24 protein-coding genes are annotated in these 19,391 nt (G+C 33.4%); 8 read left to right on the top strand and 16 right to left on the bottom strand.

Translation table 11 applies throughout. The features are described 5' to 3' along the window. Nucleotides 1-7: 7 nt before the first annotated feature. Entirely contained in the window at nt 8-1,126 is a 1,119-nt protein-coding gene (locus D1867_RS00465) for a hypothetical protein (RefSeq protein WP_155862342.1), read from the bottom strand. 327 nt (nt 1,127-1,453) lie between these two features. Further along, nucleotides 1,454-3,271: a cation:proton antiporter gene (locus D1867_RS00470; protein WP_338077899.1), complete on the bottom strand. Its 1,818-nt coding sequence runs from the start codon at nt 3,269-3,271 to the stop codon at nt 1,454-1,456. A gap of 175 nt (nt 3,272-3,446) precedes the next feature. Here D1867_RS00470 and D1867_RS00475 point away from each other — a divergent pair, with 175 nt between their 5' ends. Together D1867_RS00475 and D1867_RS00480 are read left to right on the top strand one after the other, a co-directional pair. Next, nucleotides 3,447-4,352: a DUF973 family protein gene (locus D1867_RS00475; RefSeq protein WP_155862343.1), complete on the top strand. Its 906-nt coding sequence runs from the start codon at nt 3,447-3,449 to the stop codon at nt 4,350-4,352. 36 nt (nt 4,353-4,388) lie between these two features. Continuing rightward, nucleotides 4,389-5,273, top strand: coding sequence for a LysO family transporter (locus D1867_RS00480; RefSeq protein WP_155862344.1), 885 nt, complete (start codon nt 4,389-4,391; stop codon nt 5,271-5,273). 29 nt (nt 5,274-5,302) lie between these two features. Here the strand turns inward: D1867_RS00480 and D1867_RS00485 are convergent, their stop codons facing one another. The 9 genes from D1867_RS00485 to D1867_RS00525 all read right to left on the bottom strand — a co-directional run bounded on the left by D1867_RS00485 (nt 5,303) and on the right by D1867_RS00525 (nt 12,268). Next, complete coding sequence (locus D1867_RS00485) at nt 5,303-5,506, bottom strand: nucleotidyltransferase domain-containing protein (RefSeq protein ID WP_338078066.1); 204 nt, start codon at nt 5,504-5,506, stop codon at nt 5,303-5,305. Continuing rightward, a complete protein-coding gene (locus D1867_RS00490) occupies nt 5,506-5,709 on the bottom strand; it encodes a HEPN domain-containing protein (RefSeq protein ID WP_338078067.1) in 204 nt (67 codons plus the stop codon). The genes D1867_RS00485 and D1867_RS00490 overlap by 1 nt, the downstream gene beginning before the upstream one ends. Before the next feature lie 253 nt (nt 5,710-5,962). Next, nucleotides 5,963-6,157, bottom strand: coding sequence for a HEPN domain-containing protein (locus D1867_RS00495; RefSeq protein ID WP_240872145.1), 195 nt, complete (start codon nt 6,155-6,157; stop codon nt 5,963-5,965). Between the two features lie 834 nt (nt 6,158-6,991). Then, nucleotides 6,992-8,410, bottom strand: a complete 1,419-nt coding sequence (locus D1867_RS00500; protein ID WP_155862345.1) for a hypothetical protein — start codon at nt 8,408-8,410, stop codon at nt 6,992-6,994. 587 nt (nt 8,411-8,997) lie between these two features. Beyond that, nucleotides 8,998-9,291, bottom strand: coding sequence for a transcriptional regulator (locus D1867_RS00505; protein ID WP_155862346.1), 294 nt, complete (start codon nt 9,289-9,291; stop codon nt 8,998-9,000). Further along, nucleotides 9,292-9,888 carry a hypothetical protein gene (locus D1867_RS00510; RefSeq protein WP_155862347.1) on the bottom strand — a complete coding sequence of 199 codons (597 nt, stop codon included), beginning with the start codon at nt 9,886-9,888 and terminating at the stop codon, nt 9,292-9,294. A 130-nt stretch (nt 9,889-10,018) separates the two neighbouring features. Beyond that, complete coding sequence (locus D1867_RS00515) at nt 10,019-10,645, bottom strand: ATP-binding cassette domain-containing protein (RefSeq protein ID WP_155862348.1); 627 nt, start codon at nt 10,643-10,645, stop codon at nt 10,019-10,021. After that, nucleotides 10,645-11,382, bottom strand: coding sequence for a hypothetical protein (locus D1867_RS00520; protein ID WP_155862349.1), 738 nt, complete (start codon nt 11,380-11,382; stop codon nt 10,645-10,647). Before D1867_RS00520 ends, D1867_RS00515 begins: the two co-directional genes overlap by 1 nt. Nucleotides 11,383-11,602: 220 nt before the next feature. Beyond that, a complete protein-coding gene (locus D1867_RS00525) occupies nt 11,603-12,268 on the bottom strand; it encodes a hypothetical protein (protein WP_155862350.1) in 666 nt (221 codons plus the stop codon). 216 nt (nt 12,269-12,484) lie between these two features. Between D1867_RS00525 and D1867_RS00530 the strand changes: the two genes are divergently transcribed. From D1867_RS00530 to D1867_RS00540, 3 genes are read left to right on the top strand one after another with little or no spacing between them, the layout of a single operon-like run. Next, complete coding sequence (locus D1867_RS00530) at nt 12,485-13,138, top strand: hypothetical protein (RefSeq protein WP_155862351.1); 654 nt, start codon at nt 12,485-12,487, stop codon at nt 13,136-13,138. Continuing rightward, entirely contained in the window at nt 13,126-14,430 is a 1,305-nt protein-coding gene (locus D1867_RS00535; protein ID WP_155862352.1) for a YcaO-like family protein, read from the top strand. The genes D1867_RS00530 and D1867_RS00535 overlap by 13 nt, the downstream gene beginning before the upstream one ends. Before the next feature lie 10 nt (nt 14,431-14,440). Beyond that, on the top strand, nt 14,441-15,133 hold the full coding sequence (locus D1867_RS00540) for a SagB family peptide dehydrogenase (protein ID WP_155862353.1): 693 nt from the start codon (nt 14,441-14,443) through the stop codon (nt 15,131-15,133). A gap of 539 nt (nt 15,134-15,672) precedes the next feature. Here the strand turns inward: D1867_RS00540 and D1867_RS00545 are convergent. The 4 genes from D1867_RS00545 to D1867_RS00560 form a co-directional block, all read right to left on the bottom strand. Beyond that, nucleotides 15,673-16,050, bottom strand: coding sequence for a winged helix-turn-helix domain-containing protein (locus D1867_RS00545; protein WP_155862354.1), 378 nt, complete (start codon nt 16,048-16,050; stop codon nt 15,673-15,675). Continuing rightward, nucleotides 16,047-16,427 carry a hypothetical protein gene (locus tag D1867_RS00550; protein WP_155862355.1) on the bottom strand — a complete coding sequence of 127 codons (381 nt, stop codon included), beginning with the start codon at nt 16,425-16,427 and terminating at the stop codon, nt 16,047-16,049. Before D1867_RS00550 ends, D1867_RS00545 begins: the two co-directional genes overlap by 4 nt. A gap of 42 nt (nt 16,428-16,469) precedes the next feature. Then, the gene (locus D1867_RS00555) at nt 16,470-16,820 is read right to left on the bottom strand and encodes a hypothetical protein (protein WP_155862356.1); all 351 of its coding nucleotides are present in this window, start codon (nt 16,818-16,820) and stop codon (nt 16,470-16,472) included. A 105-nt stretch (nt 16,821-16,925) separates the two neighbouring features. Then, the gene (locus tag D1867_RS00560; protein ID WP_338078068.1) at nt 16,926-17,249 is read right to left on the bottom strand and encodes a winged helix-turn-helix transcriptional regulator; all 324 of its coding nucleotides are present in this window, start codon (nt 17,247-17,249) and stop codon (nt 16,926-16,928) included. 49 nt (nt 17,250-17,298) lie between these two features. Here D1867_RS00560 and D1867_RS00565 point away from each other — a divergent pair, with 49 nt between their 5' ends. From D1867_RS00565 to D1867_RS00575, 3 genes are all read left to right on the top strand, one after another. Beyond that, a complete protein-coding gene (locus tag D1867_RS00565) occupies nt 17,299-17,505 on the top strand; it encodes a CDGSH iron-sulfur domain-containing protein (RefSeq protein WP_155862358.1) in 207 nt (68 codons plus the stop codon). 16 nt (nt 17,506-17,521) lie between these two features. Continuing rightward, the gene (locus tag D1867_RS00570; protein ID WP_155862359.1) at nt 17,522-18,208 is read left to right on the top strand and encodes a class II glutamine amidotransferase; all 687 of its coding nucleotides are present in this window, start codon (nt 17,522-17,524) and stop codon (nt 18,206-18,208) included. Nucleotides 18,209-18,368: 160 nt separating this feature from the next. Further along, complete coding sequence (locus tag D1867_RS00575; protein WP_155862360.1) at nt 18,369-18,512, top strand: hypothetical protein; 144 nt, start codon at nt 18,369-18,371, stop codon at nt 18,510-18,512. A gap of 284 nt (nt 18,513-18,796) precedes the next feature. Here the strand turns inward: D1867_RS00575 and D1867_RS00580 are convergent, their stop codons facing one another. After that, nucleotides 18,797-19,357, bottom strand: a complete 561-nt coding sequence (locus tag D1867_RS00580; protein WP_155862361.1) for a cysteine hydrolase family protein — start codon at nt 19,355-19,357, stop codon at nt 18,797-18,799. Nucleotides 19,358-19,391: the final 34 nt, after the last annotated feature.

Consider the following 19,391-nt stretch of genomic DNA (forward strand, 5'->3'; position numbering starts at 1 on the left):
GTGGTTTTTAACTTATTATAGTTATTTCCTCAGAATACACGTAGTAAACTCCTTCATAACAGTAATAGAACTTTATCGCGTAAGTCCCTGCAGATACTGTTCCATTTATGTAAAAGCAGTAAGTTTTTGTACCTTGTTCAACGTATACTCCTATTGCTGAAGTAGAGACTTTAGGCTCATAGTAAACAGTATAATTATGACCGTTAATGCAAATCTCATAAACGCAAATATGACCTCCTAGAGGAGTAGTGGCAGTTATAGTGAAGTTAAGTTGAGTTAATCCATTTACTACACTCTCTTTTGCAGTATTTTCTACAGAGAATTGAGGAGTAGAAGTTGTGGTTACAGTTTTTGCTATTACACTGAAATTGCCTACGCTAGTTACAAATATTACTTTATAAATTCCAGGCTTTATTTCAATAGGAGTTACGTTGGTTGGCGCGGTGAAGTTCTTTGGATAAATGTATAGAGAAACGTTATAAACTCCAGACTTATGGATATAATAAACTGGACATAATGTATAGCCCTTAGGATGATAAAATATGTAATAAGTAGTACCGTTTAGTATTGCCTCATAAAAGTAGATGTATCCAACCGGTATACTCGCGTTAACTTCGGTCTTTAAAACGTAAAGTCCACTAACATTAAGTATTTCAGCTTGAATAATTTTCAACTGCGGTTTAGGTGCAACTCCAAAGCTTATAGTAATAGTACATTTACCTTGTTGAGAAATAAAAGTAGCCTTGTAGGCGCCTTTTTGCAGGTTTGCTGGCGGAGAATAGGTAGTATTCGAAGTTGATAAATATATTTCGTAAGTATGAGTTCCGTTATGGTACCAAACAACCTGACCATCGTTGCTTTCTTTATAAAAGGCATAATATGTTGTGCCATTAAGTATGACCTCATATAAGTTATCGTGACTACCTTCAGGAATACCGGAAGCCTCTATCGTAGCCTTAATAATATAATTCTTGCATACGCATAATAGCTCTGCACTTATTACTTTGAACTTACTGGGTCCAGTTTGTATAGTTGAAGAAAAATGAGGACCTATAGCGACTATTGCCAATAATATTCCTACTACAATGATTAGCCCTATAATTCCTTCGAGTCTTATGTACTCCATATGCTCAATTTTCTAGCAGTATATTTAAACTTTAACTATATATTTTTAAAAGGTTTTTATAATCTAAATACATCACTATAAAATATAGAGACAGTAACATTCAATTAATTACAAAGTGAAATTAACACTGTTAAACTTCACTTGTAGTTAAATGTAAATTTAACTTTACGTTCTCCTATAGAGTTTACTGATTGATATACCAGTAAATCTACTACGATAATAGGAAACTCTAAATTTTGGGCTATATTTTTTTCTAAAAGTTCCAGGGAAACAGACTAGGGAATTATTACCATGATATTTTGATAAAAAGTTCAATTTTTCAGCCAATTACTTTACTCTTATATTGATTATGCCTAATATTTTCTCTTTTTCTTTATTATTATCACTCTCTTTTTTGTACTTTTGTATTGCAATACTTGTCATCTTAATAACTTTTTTATAACTGGGCTTTCTCCTAGAATATATTGAAAATTTTGATATTTTCTTAAAATCTCTCCTGCTAATATAGATGATAATAATAACTAACGAGACGAGTTGTATTGGAAGGCTTATAATTGGCGGATCGTAAGCTAGTAGTGGCGACATTTCTAAAAATAGATAAAATAATGAGGATAAAATAAGGAAAAATACGCTTCCAATTCCTGCAAAATCTAAAATTCCCCTCCAAAATTCCTTAAAAGACCTGCTTTTAACTTTCTGTATTCTTATTAATATTTCGCCCACTATGATATAATATATCCTCATAGATGATAATGAAAAATTATAAAGAAATAACGAAGCAATGACGGACTCTACTATAAAGATCATATAGAATAGAAAGCCTAAGTTTGAAGGAATAAAACTAGAAAACCTATGAAAGAGAGGAAATATTACAAAAGGCAGAAGCATAATAACTATTAATCTAAGAGAAACCCTACTTATTTCAGATTTGCTAAATGGAGTTATTTGCCCTATAACTGTTCTGTTAAGCCAAATTATGGCTGAATCTAACTGAGGTAAAATTCTTAATCTAGAATATATTTCACTAATAAATGTTGATATTTTTTGGACTCTCTGTGCCAGCACTGCAGCAATTATGCTAGAGGCTATAACTACTGTAATGGAAATAAGATAGATAGTATAAACGTTAACACCTTCCTCTAATGCGTCGAGTGTAACTATAATTCCGAATTCGCTCAATGGAATCATGTAAATTCCGTTTGTATAAGATTGAACAAAGTTAGTTCCGGTTAACCAATAGGCTGTGCTGAAGGAGAAATACTTTATACTGATTATAAGGAGAGAGATAGCTAAGAATCCTATCAAATCTTCATTAATTTTCAAGAGTCCTCCCACTGCTAGAAAGAAGAAAATTAATGCGAATTCTCTTACTGGTGCAATGGTTTTTATCACCTTTTCGCTACCGCTAACGGAGGAAAAAGCTATTCCTGCTAATATCATTGTTAGAGTTGTTGGAACTCCGGTGATAGACGAAATATAAGAGAAGATAAAAACTAGTGCTATGGGTAAGAGAATAATTATGCTTTCGTCTTCTACTTTACTTGGGGAAAATAAAACTCTCTGGAAGAGAAACCTGGCAACTACGTAAAGTATCATTGACGCTAATACGACTTCAATAATTACAGTAGTTATTTTTATAAAGGAGAAATTACCACCTAATGCAACAATTACAGAATAAATTAAGAATACTTCGATATCTTCTATTGAGGCTACTGCTATTAGTAAATCCTTATCTCTTATCGTTTTGCCTTCTGTAAGCTTATAAATAATTGAGGTACTACTATCTATTGACGCTAGGACTAGGAATATTGAGCCTACTGAACCTAAATGGAGGATATAAATCCCAGTATAATAAGAAATAGTAAGAATAAGCGTTAGCTCTGCTAGAGCAACGAAAATAGCTCTAGTAAATAATTCTCTCGCTTTAGTTAAATCAAAGCCTGTACCTATTTCAAATGCTAAGAGGTTCAACGCCAATGAGGTGATAAGAGAGAAATCTGGAGAATTGAAATTTACACCCAAATAAGTTGAAGCGATAATTCCTCCAATGAGGTAAGCTATAATGGGAGAGAGTTTAAGCTTTGTTAAAATGAACGCAAGAACTAAAGATAGAAGTAAGGAAATCCCTAGGGCTCCGTAATCCACAGTTAGAATACTAGCTTTATAGTTAAAATACTTTTAAAAACTAGATACTTTATAAGGAAGTAGTACTAAACTTACTTTCAATCTAATTCTAGTTTAAGATAATAGAAAACAATAGAAACTAGAGTAATTATTTGCAAAATATATTAATATAGCTGAAGCAAAAACTAGAATTAGTATGATTAATCCTTACGCCGACGGTTTAAAAGAGATTAAAGAAGGGTCTTTATACGAGATCTTAGCAAATATAATATCATTTATTGGTGCAATAATCCTTCTTCTGTTCCTTTTCGCCTATATTATATCATCGCCTACGACAACTATTAGCAATTTGCAACTTAGTTCCTCGCTAATAGGAATACTTGCAGCAGTTATTGTGGTAATCATAGGAGCAATCCTGAGCATTATAGGCATAATAAAACTTAGGTCTGGATTTAATTTACTTAAGAATACTGGACTTGATGTAAGTATAGGAAGTACTGGTGCAACATTAATTCTTATTTCCTTAGGAATTCTCATAGTTGGAGTTGTCACAGTAATATTAGTAGTAGGTATATTTTTCATGGTGATAGCGGCAATCTTAGAACTCATAGGCGGAATTATGCTAGGCTTAGGATTTTACAATTTAGGTAAAGGACTTAATAATTCCACAATTGAAACTGCAGGCATATTAATAATAATAGGTGGAATAATAGATTTATTGATTAGCATAGGGGGACTTCTTGATTTTATAGCCTTTATCCTGATTTACACTTCTATAAATAATATTCTCTCTAAAGGAATTCCTTTTGTCCAAACCTTTAGTCAAATGCTGGGAGTAATAAAAGGCAATGGATATGCTTATCTAAATGTATATTCTAATGTTGAAGGAACTATAATAAGCGCAAGAATTGAAGGGACAGCAATAACTAGCACTTTCATTACTCCGAATAAATTGAGCATAGGTAATAACTCAATTACAGTTAACTTTGGCAACGTACAAGGCTTAATTCCCTACTCTAACTATATTGTAAGCCTCATTGTACAAGATAATTCCGGAAGAACAATTTTAATTCCAGTAAATGCACAATATCAACCGTACTAGATAAACTTTTTAAAAGGTAATTGAGGTAGTTTTTGCATGCTCTTCACTCTTACTTTTATCTTACTTTACGTAGTTTCTCTTCTCCTTGGACGCAAAATTAATATTCCTCAGATTTTCTCAGATGGAATAGTACTAATCCTAATTTTCACAATTTCCTTCTGGGGAGGTAATCAAATTTCTGCAGAATACGTTGGAAGTATAATTTTAGTTTCCCTCATATCTTCTTTGGTAATAGTCACAATTACTTACTTCCTAGGGTCATTTATAAATGAAAGGACAGAGGAGGGAAAGATAAAGAGAGTTGACGTAAAAACTCAACTTAAATATTTGTTGCCATTAATAATAGGCTTTTCTGTTGGGCTTATAATGAGGTTTCACTCCCTCGAGATAAGTAATAACATATTTGGCGAAATAATAGATTGGGAATTATACGTCCTTGCAGTCGTAATAGGCATAAGCATTGGTAAAGAGTTAAAGAAGGAATTAATGACGAGAATAAGTAGGTTTGCCATATTTTCTGTAGTTATAGCCATACTTGGGGGAATAATTTCGTCAGTAATACTATTTTTATTTCTCTCCATAAAACCTTTCAATTTAGCTTTAGCAATCTCTTTGGGTTCAGGATGGTATTCTTATACTGGACCTATAGTTGCAAAGTATTATGGACCCTTCTATGGCGTAACAGCGTTCCTAGTTAACTTCTTAAGAGAACAATTCACTTTCTCTCTTTTGCCTATTTTCCTTAAAATTAGATCTACTCCTTTGGGGGCAGTTGCAGTTGGAGGAGCTACTTCTATGGACACTACTTTGGGATTTTACGTGGACGTTTTAGGTTATGAATACGGATTAGGGGCAATGATAAACGGGGTAATACTTACTTTAATAGTACCTTTAATCTTACCCATCATTCTCTCTTTCTGAACATCTCAAATCATCCCTTAAAACTAAGCCTATTTTTTGGCGTCCCATATAATTGGGTTGTTCTTTTCTAAAGCCTTCTTAAATTCCTCCTCAGTTAAAGGAATTACCTCAAAACCTGGAGGAAAGTCTATTTTTTCTAACCTTTTTAGAGGATTTTCCTCCTTGAAATCACCAATTATTAAAATATCGACGTCGCTCCAAACGTTAAAGTCGCCCCTAGCGTAAGAACCAATTAAAAACGCGAGAAGTGACCTTTGAGAGAATTTGCAAAGCTTCTAGCTTCGGTTATTACTCTTCCTCTTTCCTTTATTCTCCTTTCTTCTTCTATGAATTTTATAATATCTTCTGCATATTTAATTGCCTCTTCAGCCTCACTTTTCGTATAATAGAACCCCGGATATCCTGATGGCCATACGTCTGGGTATCTTGTTGGGATCTGACTTCCTCCTGGAAGGGTTCCCTCCCAAGGGGTTCATCGATTCGGGCGGCTCAGAGCATTGGAAGAGTGAGGGAATTTCATGCTGGTTGCTCATACTTGAGCTGGGGAGGAGCGTCATTAAAATCTTGGGCTATCCATCCCCTTAACCTCAATCTCTGTAAAGCTTATCGAGGTACTTTGCTTTATTTACTATCTCTTGTGGAGCCTCTAACAAGGAAAGTAAATACGAAATTGAATGACCTGCTCTAGGTTATCCTATACCGTAAACTGCAAACTCTGCTGCTTGCTGTAACTTAAAGCAAGCCCAATTATAAAATCCCGAATTAAGGTCTGATCTAGCGCTTTCTAACGTTTGCTTGGCTGAGATGATCCACCTTTCATATTCCTCTTTATCTAACACCTTTATCACCGAAACGCTTACTACTACTAATCTAACGCTTATCATTAAGTTTCACTCTCTGCTACTCATTGTCACAAACGATAAAGTCGTTGATTTTATTCTTCCTACTATTTTTATTCCTAACAAGCTTTGATCCTCTGAGGCTATATTCAAGAAGAGTTTCTACCGTGGAATACTTTAGGCTCGTATTACTTTCAATTCGTGAGGAGATAGGAGAAACCTCAATTTCTTCTGAATTTTAGACTTTTCCCGTTCTCTTTGTATAGACTTCATAATACAGGGTTTAGTTAACTTCCGGTTAACTCGACAAAATGAGGGGAAGAAAAGAAAACGAGTAAACTTGACGTTCAACATTATGCTTTACCTCTTTATCGTGAAAATGCTCATAAGCTTTTCTTCCAATGGATGAAGTATAAATAAAGAAGAGGCGAAGATTAATTGAATATCATCTCGTTAATCTAGACTTAAAGGAGTATAATTGCTTAAATAGAGGAAAATGGAGTATAATCCATTTATTCTCGTCTATTACCAGATTTAACTCGTCATTTCGAATACTCTAGAGAGAAGAAGACGTGCATCCTGTTAACATTCCAGAATAAATTTAAACCTTGAAATTTACCTCTTTATATATTATCTTTTCGACATTAATTATCAATAGATAAGCAATCAAAAATCTGTGCCTTACAAGGGCAAGTTACGGACTTTAAGGAAGATCCTAAAGGACATAATATTTTTGCTTTTTAATGTCTTGGTTTATTCTGATAATGGAGAGGATAATAGTGTTTTAAGGATTTCTTAGCTTGTGGTGAGTAAACACTTATCCGCAAACGAAATCAAAAAGAAACACGTAAAAAATAAAATCTCTTTAAGAGTATTGCGTTAAGATGTGTAGTTTATATAATAGTAGTAATATGGGATGTAGTATTTCGTTCCACCAATACAATAGGGTACGCTATCGTTCATTAGGTATATGTAATAAGTGTTTGAGGACAAATCAACTATTGAGATTGATGACGCAAAGTAGGTGACAGAATTTGTAAATGTTACAATACCTATATAAGGCGAGATTACCAGTAAAAGGCTTGATATCCATGAAGGTATCGTTAAACCTAAAATGGTGGCAAGCTTAATAATCAAACCTATAGGAACTGAATAGGTAGCAAAACCATTAGAAGTAGCAATTGAGACACACATATGTAAATGAATATTACCAGGAGTTACGCTACCTATGAATGTTAGGTTATTGGAGAAGTAACAAGTGGGAGGAAGATTAGAAACTGTAGTATTATATAACGCTGGTAAATAACTTGAACCGCGACCAACTACCTCTAACCCAGTTAAAAACGTCTCGTTACAATAACCTAAAAATACTGGAGGCAGTGACGGACAGTAATAGTAATATACGCAGTAGCTTGCAATAGCTATCTGGCCAATGGTATAAATTTCAACGAAATTAGAATGCCCTTCCTCGCCGAAATATCCAGCTTTGCATAGTACTAAATTGTTGGCAGACGTAGTTATTGAGAAGCCTGTAACGGTAACTGGATACCCTAATATAGTGACTCCAAACTTGAACTGTATTCCAGACGCTTCTGAATAGCCTTCCTTGAGTAATATTTCCCCTATATAATCGTTGTAGTTAGTATCTGTTATATAAGCTATTGATAGCGGTATTGGTCCAAGGCTTTTATTCGACGGATAGAACCAAACCTTATTTAAACAGATAATTAAAGATGGGCGTCCTTCTTTACTGGGGACTGTTGTATTAGTTAAACCTGTTTCATTTGGCGTAAATTTCTTTTTTACTATAAATTTCTTTGGATTAATGAAGAGTTTCACCACTGTTTTTCCTATCCCATGTGTTATATTATATGGTGAGATTGTTACTGTAAAGGGTTGTACATAAACTATCGTCTCATCCGCCTTGTTTACGGTATATGATGCAAATCCAAGCAATGATGGACATATCTTATAACCATAGTGTTTTATCCAATGCTCAGCTATTTCTGTCAAGTTATTTAAAGGTATTCTAACGTAACCTACATTAATTGCCGTCTCTATCTTCTTTATTACAGTACCGTTTGCTGTAGGATAAAATGCAAATATAGTTACAGAAACGTTTTGTAATAACGTTAGTTTATTACCAGTATATGCGAAGAAGACTATGTTGATATCGTTAGGATCTGTGAACTTAATGTAGAGTATGTAAAGAGTGTCGTAATTTGCTAGTACAACAGTTGTCAATACGATTGCAATTAACGCTAAGGAGATTATGATAATTTTACCTCTCTTACTCATGTCACTATTAATTAATCAAGAAATTTAATTTATAAACTTACTCTACATAAACTATATAGTATATATATACGTTTATAAATTTAAGAGAAATAAAATATCTAGAAAATTATTTCTTGCATAAACTACCTCATCAACCTTCACGAATTACAAATCCCTTCATGATTATCTAAGGTGTAACTCTCTTCCCAGCATTCTTGTAATTCTCAGCCTCTCCTTCACGTCTTCTGATCTACTACCATTTACCTCTAGTTTAGTTTACTCGCCTCTCTTGGAGAATTATAAGCTGATCTAAGTCCAATGATTTGGAAGCTTTGAGATAGAACTCGCCTTTAACACTTTTTAAGATTAAAAGATAATTCATTAAGACTAAAAGTGAAAGATAGACCTAAATTAACGACTATAACTTATATTGCTTTAGTCTCTACAAGGTTACCTTTATTAACTTATCTACTGCTGAAATTTACTTAATTACTTATATCTAAATATTAGGAAATGAGATAATTTTACAAGACGAAAGATATAATGTAAACTGCTCTATAAATTTAGTTTATAACGAAATTTGACTATGACCAATGTATGTAAGCGTATTATCCTCCCAATAATTCGAGGTATTGTTTTACAACTTCTTCGCCTTTTTTAGTTATTAAAACTTTTACCCTCTTACCCTTAACAGTAGGAACGTATTTTATATCTATATACCCCTCCCTATGTAAGACTTTTAAATGCTGATAGAGTTCAGCTTTATTTAACCTAGTTGCTTCTAACAATTCCTTAAACCATGCATACCTTGTATAATAAAGTCCTAATAAGATTCCTAACCTAACGCTAACGTTCAATGCCTTATTATCCTTCAGTAGTTTTATTAATTTCTCTAGCTCCATTTAAGCTCTCCTCACTAATCTGTATAAAAGTGCTAAAAGTGATGGAATTAAGATAGTAATAGTACTGAAGGGTGAAATTGCTATTGATATTCCAGAAATTATGTAGGAGAGGACTAGGAAGTATTCTATAGTTCTCTCTTTTAGAAACCTTATAACACTAATTAACTGACTTCCAATAAAAGATATGTACCCCCCAATTAGAAAAGCCGGTAAGATAGATAAGGAGTGAACGTAAAATGATAGTAGAAATATAACATTAAGCAATATAAGCGAAAGTATGTAGGTTAACTTAATAAGAAAGGGAAAATTTTTAGCTATTAGCGAAGGTTTGCTAGCAAAGGTCTTAACAAAAGGGTATATATATCTACTCATTTTCAAAGATATAACAACATACGTCGTGGAAAAGACTATTAGACTAATGTTTAAGGTAAGAGGGTTCTGGAGAAGGCTTACTAGTAAAAAAGTGATTATGCTTCCAACCCCTATAAAGTCTAATACAGTTTCTGATATGTTCAACATAACTCTATAATATAACGTCTGACTTATCTCTAGGGATTTTTGAATATCTATTTCCCTATTCATAAGCCTTCTCGCCATTACTTAATTTTACTTTACGACGATTTTAAACTTAGGACACAGTTAAGATTTTTTAACTTGACGTGTAGTCCAACAGCTGAACCAGCATCCAGCCCAACATGCTATATACACTTCTCCTCCTCTAGCCTTCCTATTGCATTTTATTATCTTCAACCAGTTCACCGTTGACCATATTGTAAACTCTTACATTCTTCTCCAAACGCTTAATTAGTTCCTTCTGGTGAGTTACAATTATACCCTCATTAACCCTTTCGCGTAGTAAAGATATTACCTTATCCAACCTATTAATGTCAACGTTTTCTATGGGTTCGTCGATAGTCACTATTTGTGGTCTTGTGAAGAGAGCTAAGGCTAAGGATACTAAAGCTTTTTGTCCGGTTGATAATTTATAAATCGGCTTATGGATTACTCTCCTATCCAGGTTTAAGTAGTCCAGGATTTTGAAGAATTCTTTCAAATCTCCTTCCTTTATTTCTGAGATTATTTTCGCTGTTTCTAATACTGAGTTTCCTATAGTATATACCTCTTGAAGGTTAGTAGAGTACTCTAGCAAGCTCTTTGCGCTCCTAACCTCCATACCGTTTATCTTTATTGAACCCTTATATGGAATTATGCCCGAAATAGCTCTTAATAAAGTAGTCTTACCTGAACCGTTGGGACCCAAAATTATATACACTTCCTTGTCCAACTCTAGGTTAATGTCTTTTAGAACAGTAAAGTCATCAAATGAGACTGACAAGTGTTTTATCTCTAACATTACCATACAACCTCCTCTAATCTCAGTGCCCTAATCTTCCTTAGAGCTAAATTACCTAAGAATAGTAACAGAAGGGCTAGTAAAGCTACTTCAATAGTGTAAACGCTTATACTGTAGTGGATTAGGGAGTATGAGATAATATTTTCAGCCTCGTAGAATGGATTCAGTGGAGATGGTGCTGAAGGAGAGAGTTCTGAAATTACCAGTAGCCCGAAGAAAATGTAGTTAGCGTATTTTGACGCATTAGCACCTACCTTGATCAGTAGTGTTAATGTTATTGTAAACGTTAGAGAAAGTATGAAAAAACTAGAAATCAATACTGAGATTATGAATTGTGCAATGTTACTCAATTTGATAACCTGGTAGATCTGATTTAGTGTGACTTTAGTTACTAGCGGTGCAACAAAAATTGTGAAGACTAAAGAGTATATAATGGTGGAGACTATTGCTCCCAAGAACAAGCTCATAACGTAATTATACATTTTAAGTTTACTGAACCTCAAGTAGTAAGCTAATGCTGAAGAATGATAGACTAGAGTTATACTGAAGCCCGTTGAGAGGCTAGCTAATAGTAGTATTATTGCAACACTGTACCATATTATTCCCAAACCTATACTTTTAACGCTATCTAGGGCAAAATAGAGTTCTACAGAGTCTAGCATCAACATTGCGAGTAGGTAAGATATTGCTGTTGGAGAGAAGGCGAATCTCTTTATCATAGATTTTTCTAATTCCATGAGTAAAATTTTGTGAGAGATAATAAAAATAGTGGATTAAGTTAAAACTTTATAACCTTAGCAAAGGGTTTATTTTCGGTTTGAATTTAAGTGTATAACGGAGGCTATAATAAATGAGAGTACTAGTACTAATAAGAAATCAATAGATTTAGTCAGAACTAATCCAATAATGTTTGCTTGTTGGTATGGATGTTGGTGCTCTTGTGGAATAAAAAATTAGTTAAGGAATAACTTCCCTAATTTTTACCAAATTATTTATAATCCGTAAGTTTAAGTATACTAAAATCGATATAGTTACTGAGAGAATAATTACGCTAGATGATATTGTAGTTTTTTCGATTAACATTCCGAATATCCAAAGAGGGTTAAACGAACTCTTTAAGAAGGAGATAATGAATGCTGGCACAACGACTATTGGATAAATTATAACGATTATATAACAATCTAATCTCCCATTAGTTAATAGAAGCGATAAAAACATAGAAATGGATTCTAGAAATAGGAAGACTAGAAGTGCTGTAAGAATAAAAGGAATCATGTCAATAATAGCAATACTATTAGAGAAGAGATAGTATAAAATAATAAGTAATGTAGTGTATAATAATGCGGCTATCTCTCCCGAAAGGTAAAGTAATGCTAAGTATATTCCTATTCTTAAGTTTCCGAATCTCATTAGAAAGGGTAAAGCAGAGGAGTTGTAAAGTAATATAAAGCTTACTCCAACTGACAAGATACTGAGTATTAAAATTTCGGAAACATTTAAGGCAATGTTGGGCTTAATTATTCTCCAAATAATTAGGGCGATAATAAAGCCTAAGAGCATGTTATAAGCTGCAGGTTCACTTAATGTTAGTTGTTTGAGGAAGTATGTAAAAAGACTCTTCACGTTTTTGTATTAAGAAACCAGTATTATCAACACTAAATGTAGTTAAAAAGATTTAACTCTACTATGTGTTTTTATATTCAAAAATCAAAAATACTGCATGCAGATTGACTATACCTATAAGAAGGTAATAAAGATAACTAAAGATAATAAAGTGGTTTTTAGCTGGATTGGCTGTTGGATTGGTTGCTGGTTTGCTAGAAAATAAGGTGATATGAAATGCAAGCTAGTCTGAAGGTATCACCTTTTTTCTCTATATATAGAAATGGCAATAAGTACATTGCGTATGCAGAGGCTTCTGGTTTAATAGAGTTGAGTGAGGATGAGTTTAACAATCTATTATCATTAGACGTGAAGGAATTAAAGGAAATTAGAATGTTGATTCCAGAAAAGGAGAAGAAGATTAATGCAGTAGTTAATGGTATAAGACTTTTAAATCAGGAAGCGATTAACTTCTTTGAATCGGATAAAGAACTGCCTAAAGGCGAGACTGCATTAATAATCTCAAGTAATATAGACTTTCTTCTCACTATCGACTTATCAAAGTTTGAAAAAGTCCTTATAGCATATGTCATGGATCCTTACAGATTTTTTATATATGTCATGACGAAGAACAATCCTTGTATTTACGAGATATACCTATGGTTAAAGAACTCTAGGCTAATCCTAGATGTGAAAGTTGATGGTGAAATTGTAAGAGAGAAATCTCCTACCCTAAGTGAGTTCACGGAATTTTTATTATTAGGACTCGCTAAAATGCTCTTAAACGGTAACCGCTATGATGGGAAGCTAATATATGTAGATATGATGGATGGAGAATTAATAGTAAATACACCGTTAAAGATCCCAGGGTGTCCTAAATGCAAGATTTGATCAACGAATTTTTAGGACCTATCTTAGGTTACACTATAGAAAAATATGATAATGTGGTAATCACCAAACTAATAAATTACGTAAATTACGATTTGCTTGAATCCCATATATCAACTCAATATGTTAAGGCTAGGTATAACATAAAATTACCTATTGAATTTACACCACTTCTAAGATACTTAGAAAACGTTGTACCTGCTGGAGGTAAAGGAGAGACCGAGGAGGAAAGCCTTATGGGTGCTATTGGAGAGTTTTTGGAAAGGTTTTACGGCTACTCGATCTTTTTCGATGATAATACATCAATTTTTGGAAGGGTAGGAGAATTGAAAGAACAATTTAACGTTCTTTCTACCAGATACAAGTTCTTTTCAAAGGAGCAGCTTAGAAAGTTCTTCTTTTTTAAGGACTATTCCGATGACGCATTTGTAACGTTTACTAAAGCAATTTCCTATAAGGATAATAAGACAATTTACGTACCCTCACAAATCGTTTATCTAACAGATCTAATCAGACCAGGCGAGGATTTAATAGCTTATGCAACTACTGGCGGTCTTTCTTATCATGAAGACTTCGAAAAAGCCTTCTTACACGGTTTGTTAGAGTACCTAGAGAGAGATGCAATAAATATCTCGTGGATTTCACGTATAAGCCCATTAAAAATACGAATTCCAGAAAAATTGAAAAGGAAATTTAAAGTATTGGAAAACAAGGACGTTGTTTGCCTAAGGTTTATTAATGAATTTAAGGGGCTTTTCGTAATAGGTTGTCTAGGATTTGTTAACGGATTTTATGTTGGCGGTGCTGCTGCAGATATAACTGTTGAAGATGCATTAAGAAGAGCAATTTATGAAGTTTATCAATCTATTTCATCTTTCAGTAAGGTAAGTGATGAGGAAATTAAGCTTGCTAAAAAGCTCAATAAAGATCTTTTAGTTGATTTCGGATTAGTTCCACTCTACTATACATATGTGAAAAAGGAATTTTTAATGGATTATTTAAATAATTTAAATACCGTTAGTTATGAGGAATTAGAAAGAGAAGAGTCGTTGACATACAAGGATCTTGTCGAAGAATTACTAAATCATGGCTACGATATAATTTATAAGGATTTCAATATAGAGAAATACGTGGGTAAAGGAAAGCTAATTAGGGTAATAATTCCAGATTTAACACCTGCACATATTCCATATTTGCCGTTCCTAGGCCATGAGAGGTATTATAATATTAGGAAGATAATGGGACTTAAGGAGGAAGTTGAATTATTCACTGATGAGCCAGTACCATTTCCTTGAGGCAATTATAATGAATATATTTGAGGAGTTCTATCTGAAGACTCAAAATTTTACTTTTACAGTAATCCCAGATAATTATCCGAAAGAATACAATAATGTTAAAATTATACCCTTACCTAAGCCTAGAGAGATAGTAGAAAGTTTTCATAAGGTAATTACTACTAGATCTTCAGTGAGGAGGTTTACAGAAGAAAAGGTCGATATTAATGTTATTTCTGATTTGCTCTATTATTCGGTAGGTGTCAGGAAAAAAGAGGGCGAGGTAATATATAGAATGTTTCCATCAGCCGGAGGTCTGGCGGAAACTGAAGTTTATTTAGTACCTTTCATTTCCGATTTGGAAGTTGGTATATATCATTACAATCCCTTGTCCCATTCTCTAGAGAAACTTAACACTGAAATTGAGCTAGAAATTCTTAAGTCTGATATTGTTAGTTCTATTCCAGATATTAATGTAATTCCTTTACTTATCATCTTAACGGCAAGATATTGGAAAACTTTAGCAAAATATGGTAATAGAGGTGCAAGGTTTGTATTTATTGATATAGGAATAGTTATGGAGAACTTTTATTTAGTAGCTACAGCCCTTAAATTGGGAATATGTGCCGTAGGTGGTTTTAACGATTACATTTTTAATAGAGCGCTTGACCTAAAGAATAATGAAGCCGTACTAGGAATATTAGTAGTTGGAAAAAGGAATTAATGTCTAAAAGTGCATATAAGTCGATGCCTTATGTCCATTTTTAAGAAGCACTACTTTAGCCTCTAATAGTTCTTGTTGATTTAGCTGAAAATTTGCCATCCTAGGAGTGTGTATTTTTACTTAACTAAGAGCTTATTAGAAACACTAACCTTCCTTAGTAGTTCCTATATAAGGATTTACTACTGTAGAGCATGTTCTTTTAGAAAGAAAGTGTAAAATTTCAACTACATTAAATAACTTGAGCATCTAAGAGTTTATTCATGTTCATTATTTTAATATAAATATCTACAGTACCAGTACAAGGTTCTTAACGTTAAATATTATATGATAGTTTAATTACAAAATCGATTTTGATAATCTATATTTTTGAGATCTCATCTTATTACAAAAGGATTATGTTAGCGAATGGATAAAGGAAAACTATAATGCAGATTGACATTTAGTGTAACTCTCTTCCCAGTCTTAGCTTGTAATTCTCCACCAGTTTTACTAGCCTCTCCTTCACGTCTTCTGATAATGCCATATTTACTATATTTAGTTTACTCGTTCCTATTCAACTCTTGGAGAATTATAAGCTGCTCTAATAAGCTCTCATCTGCTGACTTGGAAGCTTTAAGGTAAAACTCACCTTTAACGCTTTTTAAGATCTTTAGAATCTCTCTGATTTTATCTTCGCCTATACCATAGTATTCTATCCAAATGCCTTCTTCCATTAAGCTCTTTAATTGAGTATTATAGGCTTTTTCTCCTTTGTCGGTGGTAACGTACTTTCCTTCTTCTGTTTTTCTTATCAATCCTTCTTCAAGGAATTTATTTAGTGCCTTGTAAAGTCCTGCATCGCTTAAGCCCGTTAGCTCCTTCAATTCGGTAAAAGACTTGGGAGTTCTGCAATATTCCAGGATTTTATCGCTCTTCAAAGCTCATATTCCTCCTGGTTTACTATCTCCATTGATTTTATTCCAACAAATCCTTGTTCTTTTTTATTTAAGCTAACCTTTGACCTAGTATGAATAATTTTCTTACTTTTTAATTCTACTACGGTTTGTTCAATTTCCTCTTCTTTAGTATCGTCTGTCTCATTCAGAACTTTTATCCTAGTAGCGTATATTCTTATTACATTACCTTTGTCATCAACAGTAACTCCAGTTGAGAACTCGCCATTATCCATGATATGTAAATAATGAGGCTCTTTGACCTTTATTTCTAATAACGAATATTTCCATCCATCATTCATTTTTATTTCCTTTACCAATTTTTGTGAAAATGAAAAACCTTTTGGAGGGATCTGACTCATAACTTAACTTAAGTAAAGTTAAGTAAATAAACTTTACTCTTGCTAATAGAGAAATTTCTTAGCTTCTCTCAAGGTAACTATACTTGCTGAGATTAATATCCCGGTGTTAAATGCGAGGAGAAGGTCAATTATTGTTATGGTAAGACTATTTAATGCAAAAAATTCCAAAGATACTCTTATAATATAAAGCAAAGTCCACGTTAACGTTATGCTGTAAGGCCATTTATAATAAAGAGTACCGTTCTTGAAGAAGAACTTTATCTCATTATTTTCTAATAGTCTATATCCCAGAAAGTATCCCGCAATGCCTAAAGGTGGTAACGATAATAAAATAAGAGGATCATTGATCGTGTTGAGAAGGAGATTAACAATAGCACATATATTATTGGCCAAAAATACATCCTACCTTCTAGGCGTTAGCCTCCTAACTCCGATATAAGCGATTGTTCTTCATAGTATGGTGTTACTAAGTTTTCTTTTAAATTTAATTTATATTGGTCATTTAAGGTATTTATTTCCCCATTTTTGTATTTCTTCAAATACTCCTTTCAATTCTTTACCTTTTTCTGTAAGTTCATATCTTACTCTAAAGGGTCTATCACTTATCACGATCCTCTTTATGAGATCGTTATTTTCTAAATCTTTTAATGTAGAAGATAGAGTCTTTGAACTTAATCTGGTTAATCTTTGTAATTCGTTAAATCCTTTCCCTCCATCTAATAAATACCTTAAAACCAACAATTTGGGCTCACTACCAATTATTCTAATTGTTTCAACGATAGGGCAGATTGTATCAAGTTTCTTCAAAGTAACCAACTTTATCTATATTCACGTACTGTATATATACTTTACTTTCTACACTTACTTTGCAATGGCTAGGTTAGTAAAACACGACCGTAATAGACCTTATATGATAAAGGCAGATAATGGACAAGTTTTTTATATATGCGCGTGCGGATTGTCTAGAAATAAACCTTTCTGCGATGGTTCGCATAAGAGAACCCTGGATGAGGAAGAAGGTTCGGTCTATGTATATGACGAAAACGGAAGAATAAAGCTACAGAACTTTTATCCGTAAAATCTTTTTTATTTATATGTGCAGGATGTTTGCTTATGTAGGTGATTCTAAGGAAGAGTTAACTAAACTTTATGAGGCGTTGAAGGAGTCTGCCAAAAACGATATTATTGCGTCTAAGTATGGTTTAAATCCCGTTCACGGCGATGGCTGGGGTTACGTTATTTATGATGGAGAAAGAATCTATTTTTATAAATCAAAAAATCCAATATTTAACGAGTCTTTAGTTTTACCTTCCATAGAGGGTAAGTTTTACGCAATATTTCACGCTAGACAAGCAACGGATAAATCTACTGTATCTGCTAGATTTGCTCATCCTTTTTACGGAGACGACGAGAACTATTTTTACTTCTTTGCTCACAATGGTTCTGTTGATAAAGAAAAATTAGCTCAAGTTTTGAATTTTCAAGGTCAAACCACAATAGATAGTGAACTTGCTTTAAAATTTCTAATAAAGAATGGCTTAGATAAAGGGATAGACCTTTTAATGAAAGATTATACGAAGTCAGCCCTCAATGTTTTTATATTAAGAATATCTAGATCTGACGGCTCCGCAGAACTTTATTACGTGAATTATTACACGAGGAAAGATAGAAGCGAGTATTATAAGTTTTATAAGAACGAGAACGCTGTATTCTCTTCTACCCTAGCATACTACGGAATAAGAGGCGTTGAGGTTGAGGAAGGAAAGCTCTTAAGGCTATAATTAATGAGCAGAAGAGGTCATTGCTAGAGCGTTTAACGAAGATTTTGCGATAAAAGTAGCTGATCTTATAGCCGATAAGATAGATGGGCTGGCTAAAAAAGTTCAAGATCTTGTAGACCAACAGAAATTTTAGGAAAATGACAAGAAGTCCAATCAAATTATGAATCTCGATAAAGCAATTGAGGAGATGAAAGAGGAAAAGGGACTAAAAATTCGAAAAATGATCTCAGAACTTGACGAAAGGTTTGAAGCAACTATTTCTGAACTTAAGGAAGAAAACAAGAAAAGGGATAAAACTATATAAACAGGGTCAGCAAATTTTACGCACATTAGAAAATTTGATTGGTTCTTTATAACAGGAAGCTATTGAACACATTGAATACGTTATTAAATCCAGGCTTAATGCAGATTTGAATTATTGCATAAAATATCGTTGGGAAAGCTAGAGCTGGAATAAGTACATTTTGGAACAGAAGCTTACAAGCTCGAGATTGATCGTTCCAGTAATTTGCGCAATCACACTGACTAAAGAACAGGTAGAAGATTGTAATAAAAAGGGAGTTATTTAATAGGAATTACTTCCCCTTATTAGCTTGACCACCTTTCAATTATTTCTTTATTATCAAGGACTAGCATTAATTTACTCATGTTTATCAGAGACCTTTCGTGTGCATCTTTATCAGAAGACGACACTGCTTCTCTAGCTATTACTGGTAAATAACCTAGAGCTTGGGCGTGTCTTGCTGATGTCTCTACACCTATATCAGTTGCAATTCCAGTGAATACTATTGTTTGTATTCCCGCATTCCTCAACATCAGCTCGAAATTAGTACCCACGAATATGCTTGTGGTATTCTTGTTTAAAACAACGTCGCCTTCTAGTGGATATACCTCTTTTACAATGTCTCCAGGGTTAAATGATCTCCTCATGTAAGGTGGTTGGAATCTTTCTGGCAATGGCGTTATCTTTGTGTAAACAATAGGAACGTTATATTGTCTGGCTACAGAAATAAGTTCTTTCAATTTTTGCAGAAATTCTTCCTTATTAAATATGGAATTTACTAGAGCTTCTTGCACGTCCCAGACTACTAGCACGGAATTGTCTTTCCTTATGAATTTCTTCACCTCATCCTTGTTGAACCAAGCCATAATCTCATCTAACTAGCTAAGCTAAAAAGTTTTT

It is taken from the genome of Acidianus infernus (assembly GCF_009729545.1).
Lineage (GTDB): Archaea > Thermoproteota > Thermoprotei_A > Sulfolobales > Sulfolobaceae > Acidianus > Acidianus infernus.

Excerpts from the sequence above, each read along its gene's own strand:
- D1867_RS00535 (WP_155862352.1), top strand. The coding sequence starts at position 13,126 with ATGCAAGATTTGATCAACGAATTTTTAGGACCTATCTTAGGTTACACT.
- D1867_RS00540 (WP_155862353.1), top strand. The coding sequence starts at position 14,441 with ATGAATATATTTGAGGAGTTCTATCTGAAGACTCAAAATTTTACTTTT.
- D1867_RS00515 (WP_155862348.1), bottom strand. The coding sequence starts at position 10,645 with ATGTTAGAGATAAAACACTTGTCAGTCTCATTTGATGACTTTACTGTT.
- D1867_RS00550 (WP_155862355.1), bottom strand. The coding sequence starts at position 16,427 with ATGAGTCAGATCCCTCCAAAAGGTTTTTCATTTTCACAAAAATTGGTA.
- D1867_RS00505 (WP_155862346.1), bottom strand. The coding sequence starts at position 9,291 with ATGGAGCTAGAGAAATTAATAAAACTACTGAAGGATAATAAGGCATTG.
- D1867_RS00465 (WP_155862342.1), bottom strand. The coding sequence starts at position 1,126 with ATGGAGTACATAAGACTCGAAGGAATTATAGGGCTAATCATTGTAGTA.
- D1867_RS00475 (WP_155862343.1), top strand. The coding sequence starts at position 3,447 with ATGATTAATCCTTACGCCGACGGTTTAAAAGAGATTAAAGAAGGGTCT.
- D1867_RS00580 (WP_155862361.1), bottom strand. The coding sequence starts at position 19,357 with ATGGCTTGGTTCAACAAGGATGAGGTGAAGAAATTCATAAGGAAAGAC.
- D1867_RS00495 (WP_240872145.1), bottom strand. The coding sequence starts at position 6,157 with ATGATAAGCGTTAGATTAGTAGTAGTAAGCGTTTCGGTGATAAAGGTG.
- D1867_RS00500 (WP_155862345.1), bottom strand. The coding sequence starts at position 8,410 with ATGAGTAAGAGAGGTAAAATTATCATAATCTCCTTAGCGTTAATTGCA.
- D1867_RS00480 (WP_155862344.1), top strand. The coding sequence starts at position 4,389 with ATGCTCTTCACTCTTACTTTTATCTTACTTTACGTAGTTTCTCTTCTC.
- D1867_RS00520 (WP_155862349.1), bottom strand. The coding sequence starts at position 11,382 with ATGGAATTAGAAAAATCTATGATAAAGAGATTCGCCTTCTCTCCAACA.
- D1867_RS00510 (WP_155862347.1), bottom strand. The coding sequence starts at position 9,888 with ATGGCGAGAAGGCTTATGAATAGGGAAATAGATATTCAAAAATCCCTA.
- D1867_RS00570 (WP_155862359.1), top strand. The coding sequence starts at position 17,522 with ATGTGCAGGATGTTTGCTTATGTAGGTGATTCTAAGGAAGAGTTAACT.
- D1867_RS00530 (WP_155862351.1), top strand. The coding sequence starts at position 12,485 with ATGCAAGCTAGTCTGAAGGTATCACCTTTTTTCTCTATATATAGAAAT.
- D1867_RS00565 (WP_155862358.1), top strand. The coding sequence starts at position 17,299 with ATGGCTAGGTTAGTAAAACACGACCGTAATAGACCTTATATGATAAAG.
- D1867_RS00575 (WP_155862360.1), top strand. The coding sequence starts at position 18,369 with ATGAATCTCGATAAAGCAATTGAGGAGATGAAAGAGGAAAAGGGACTA.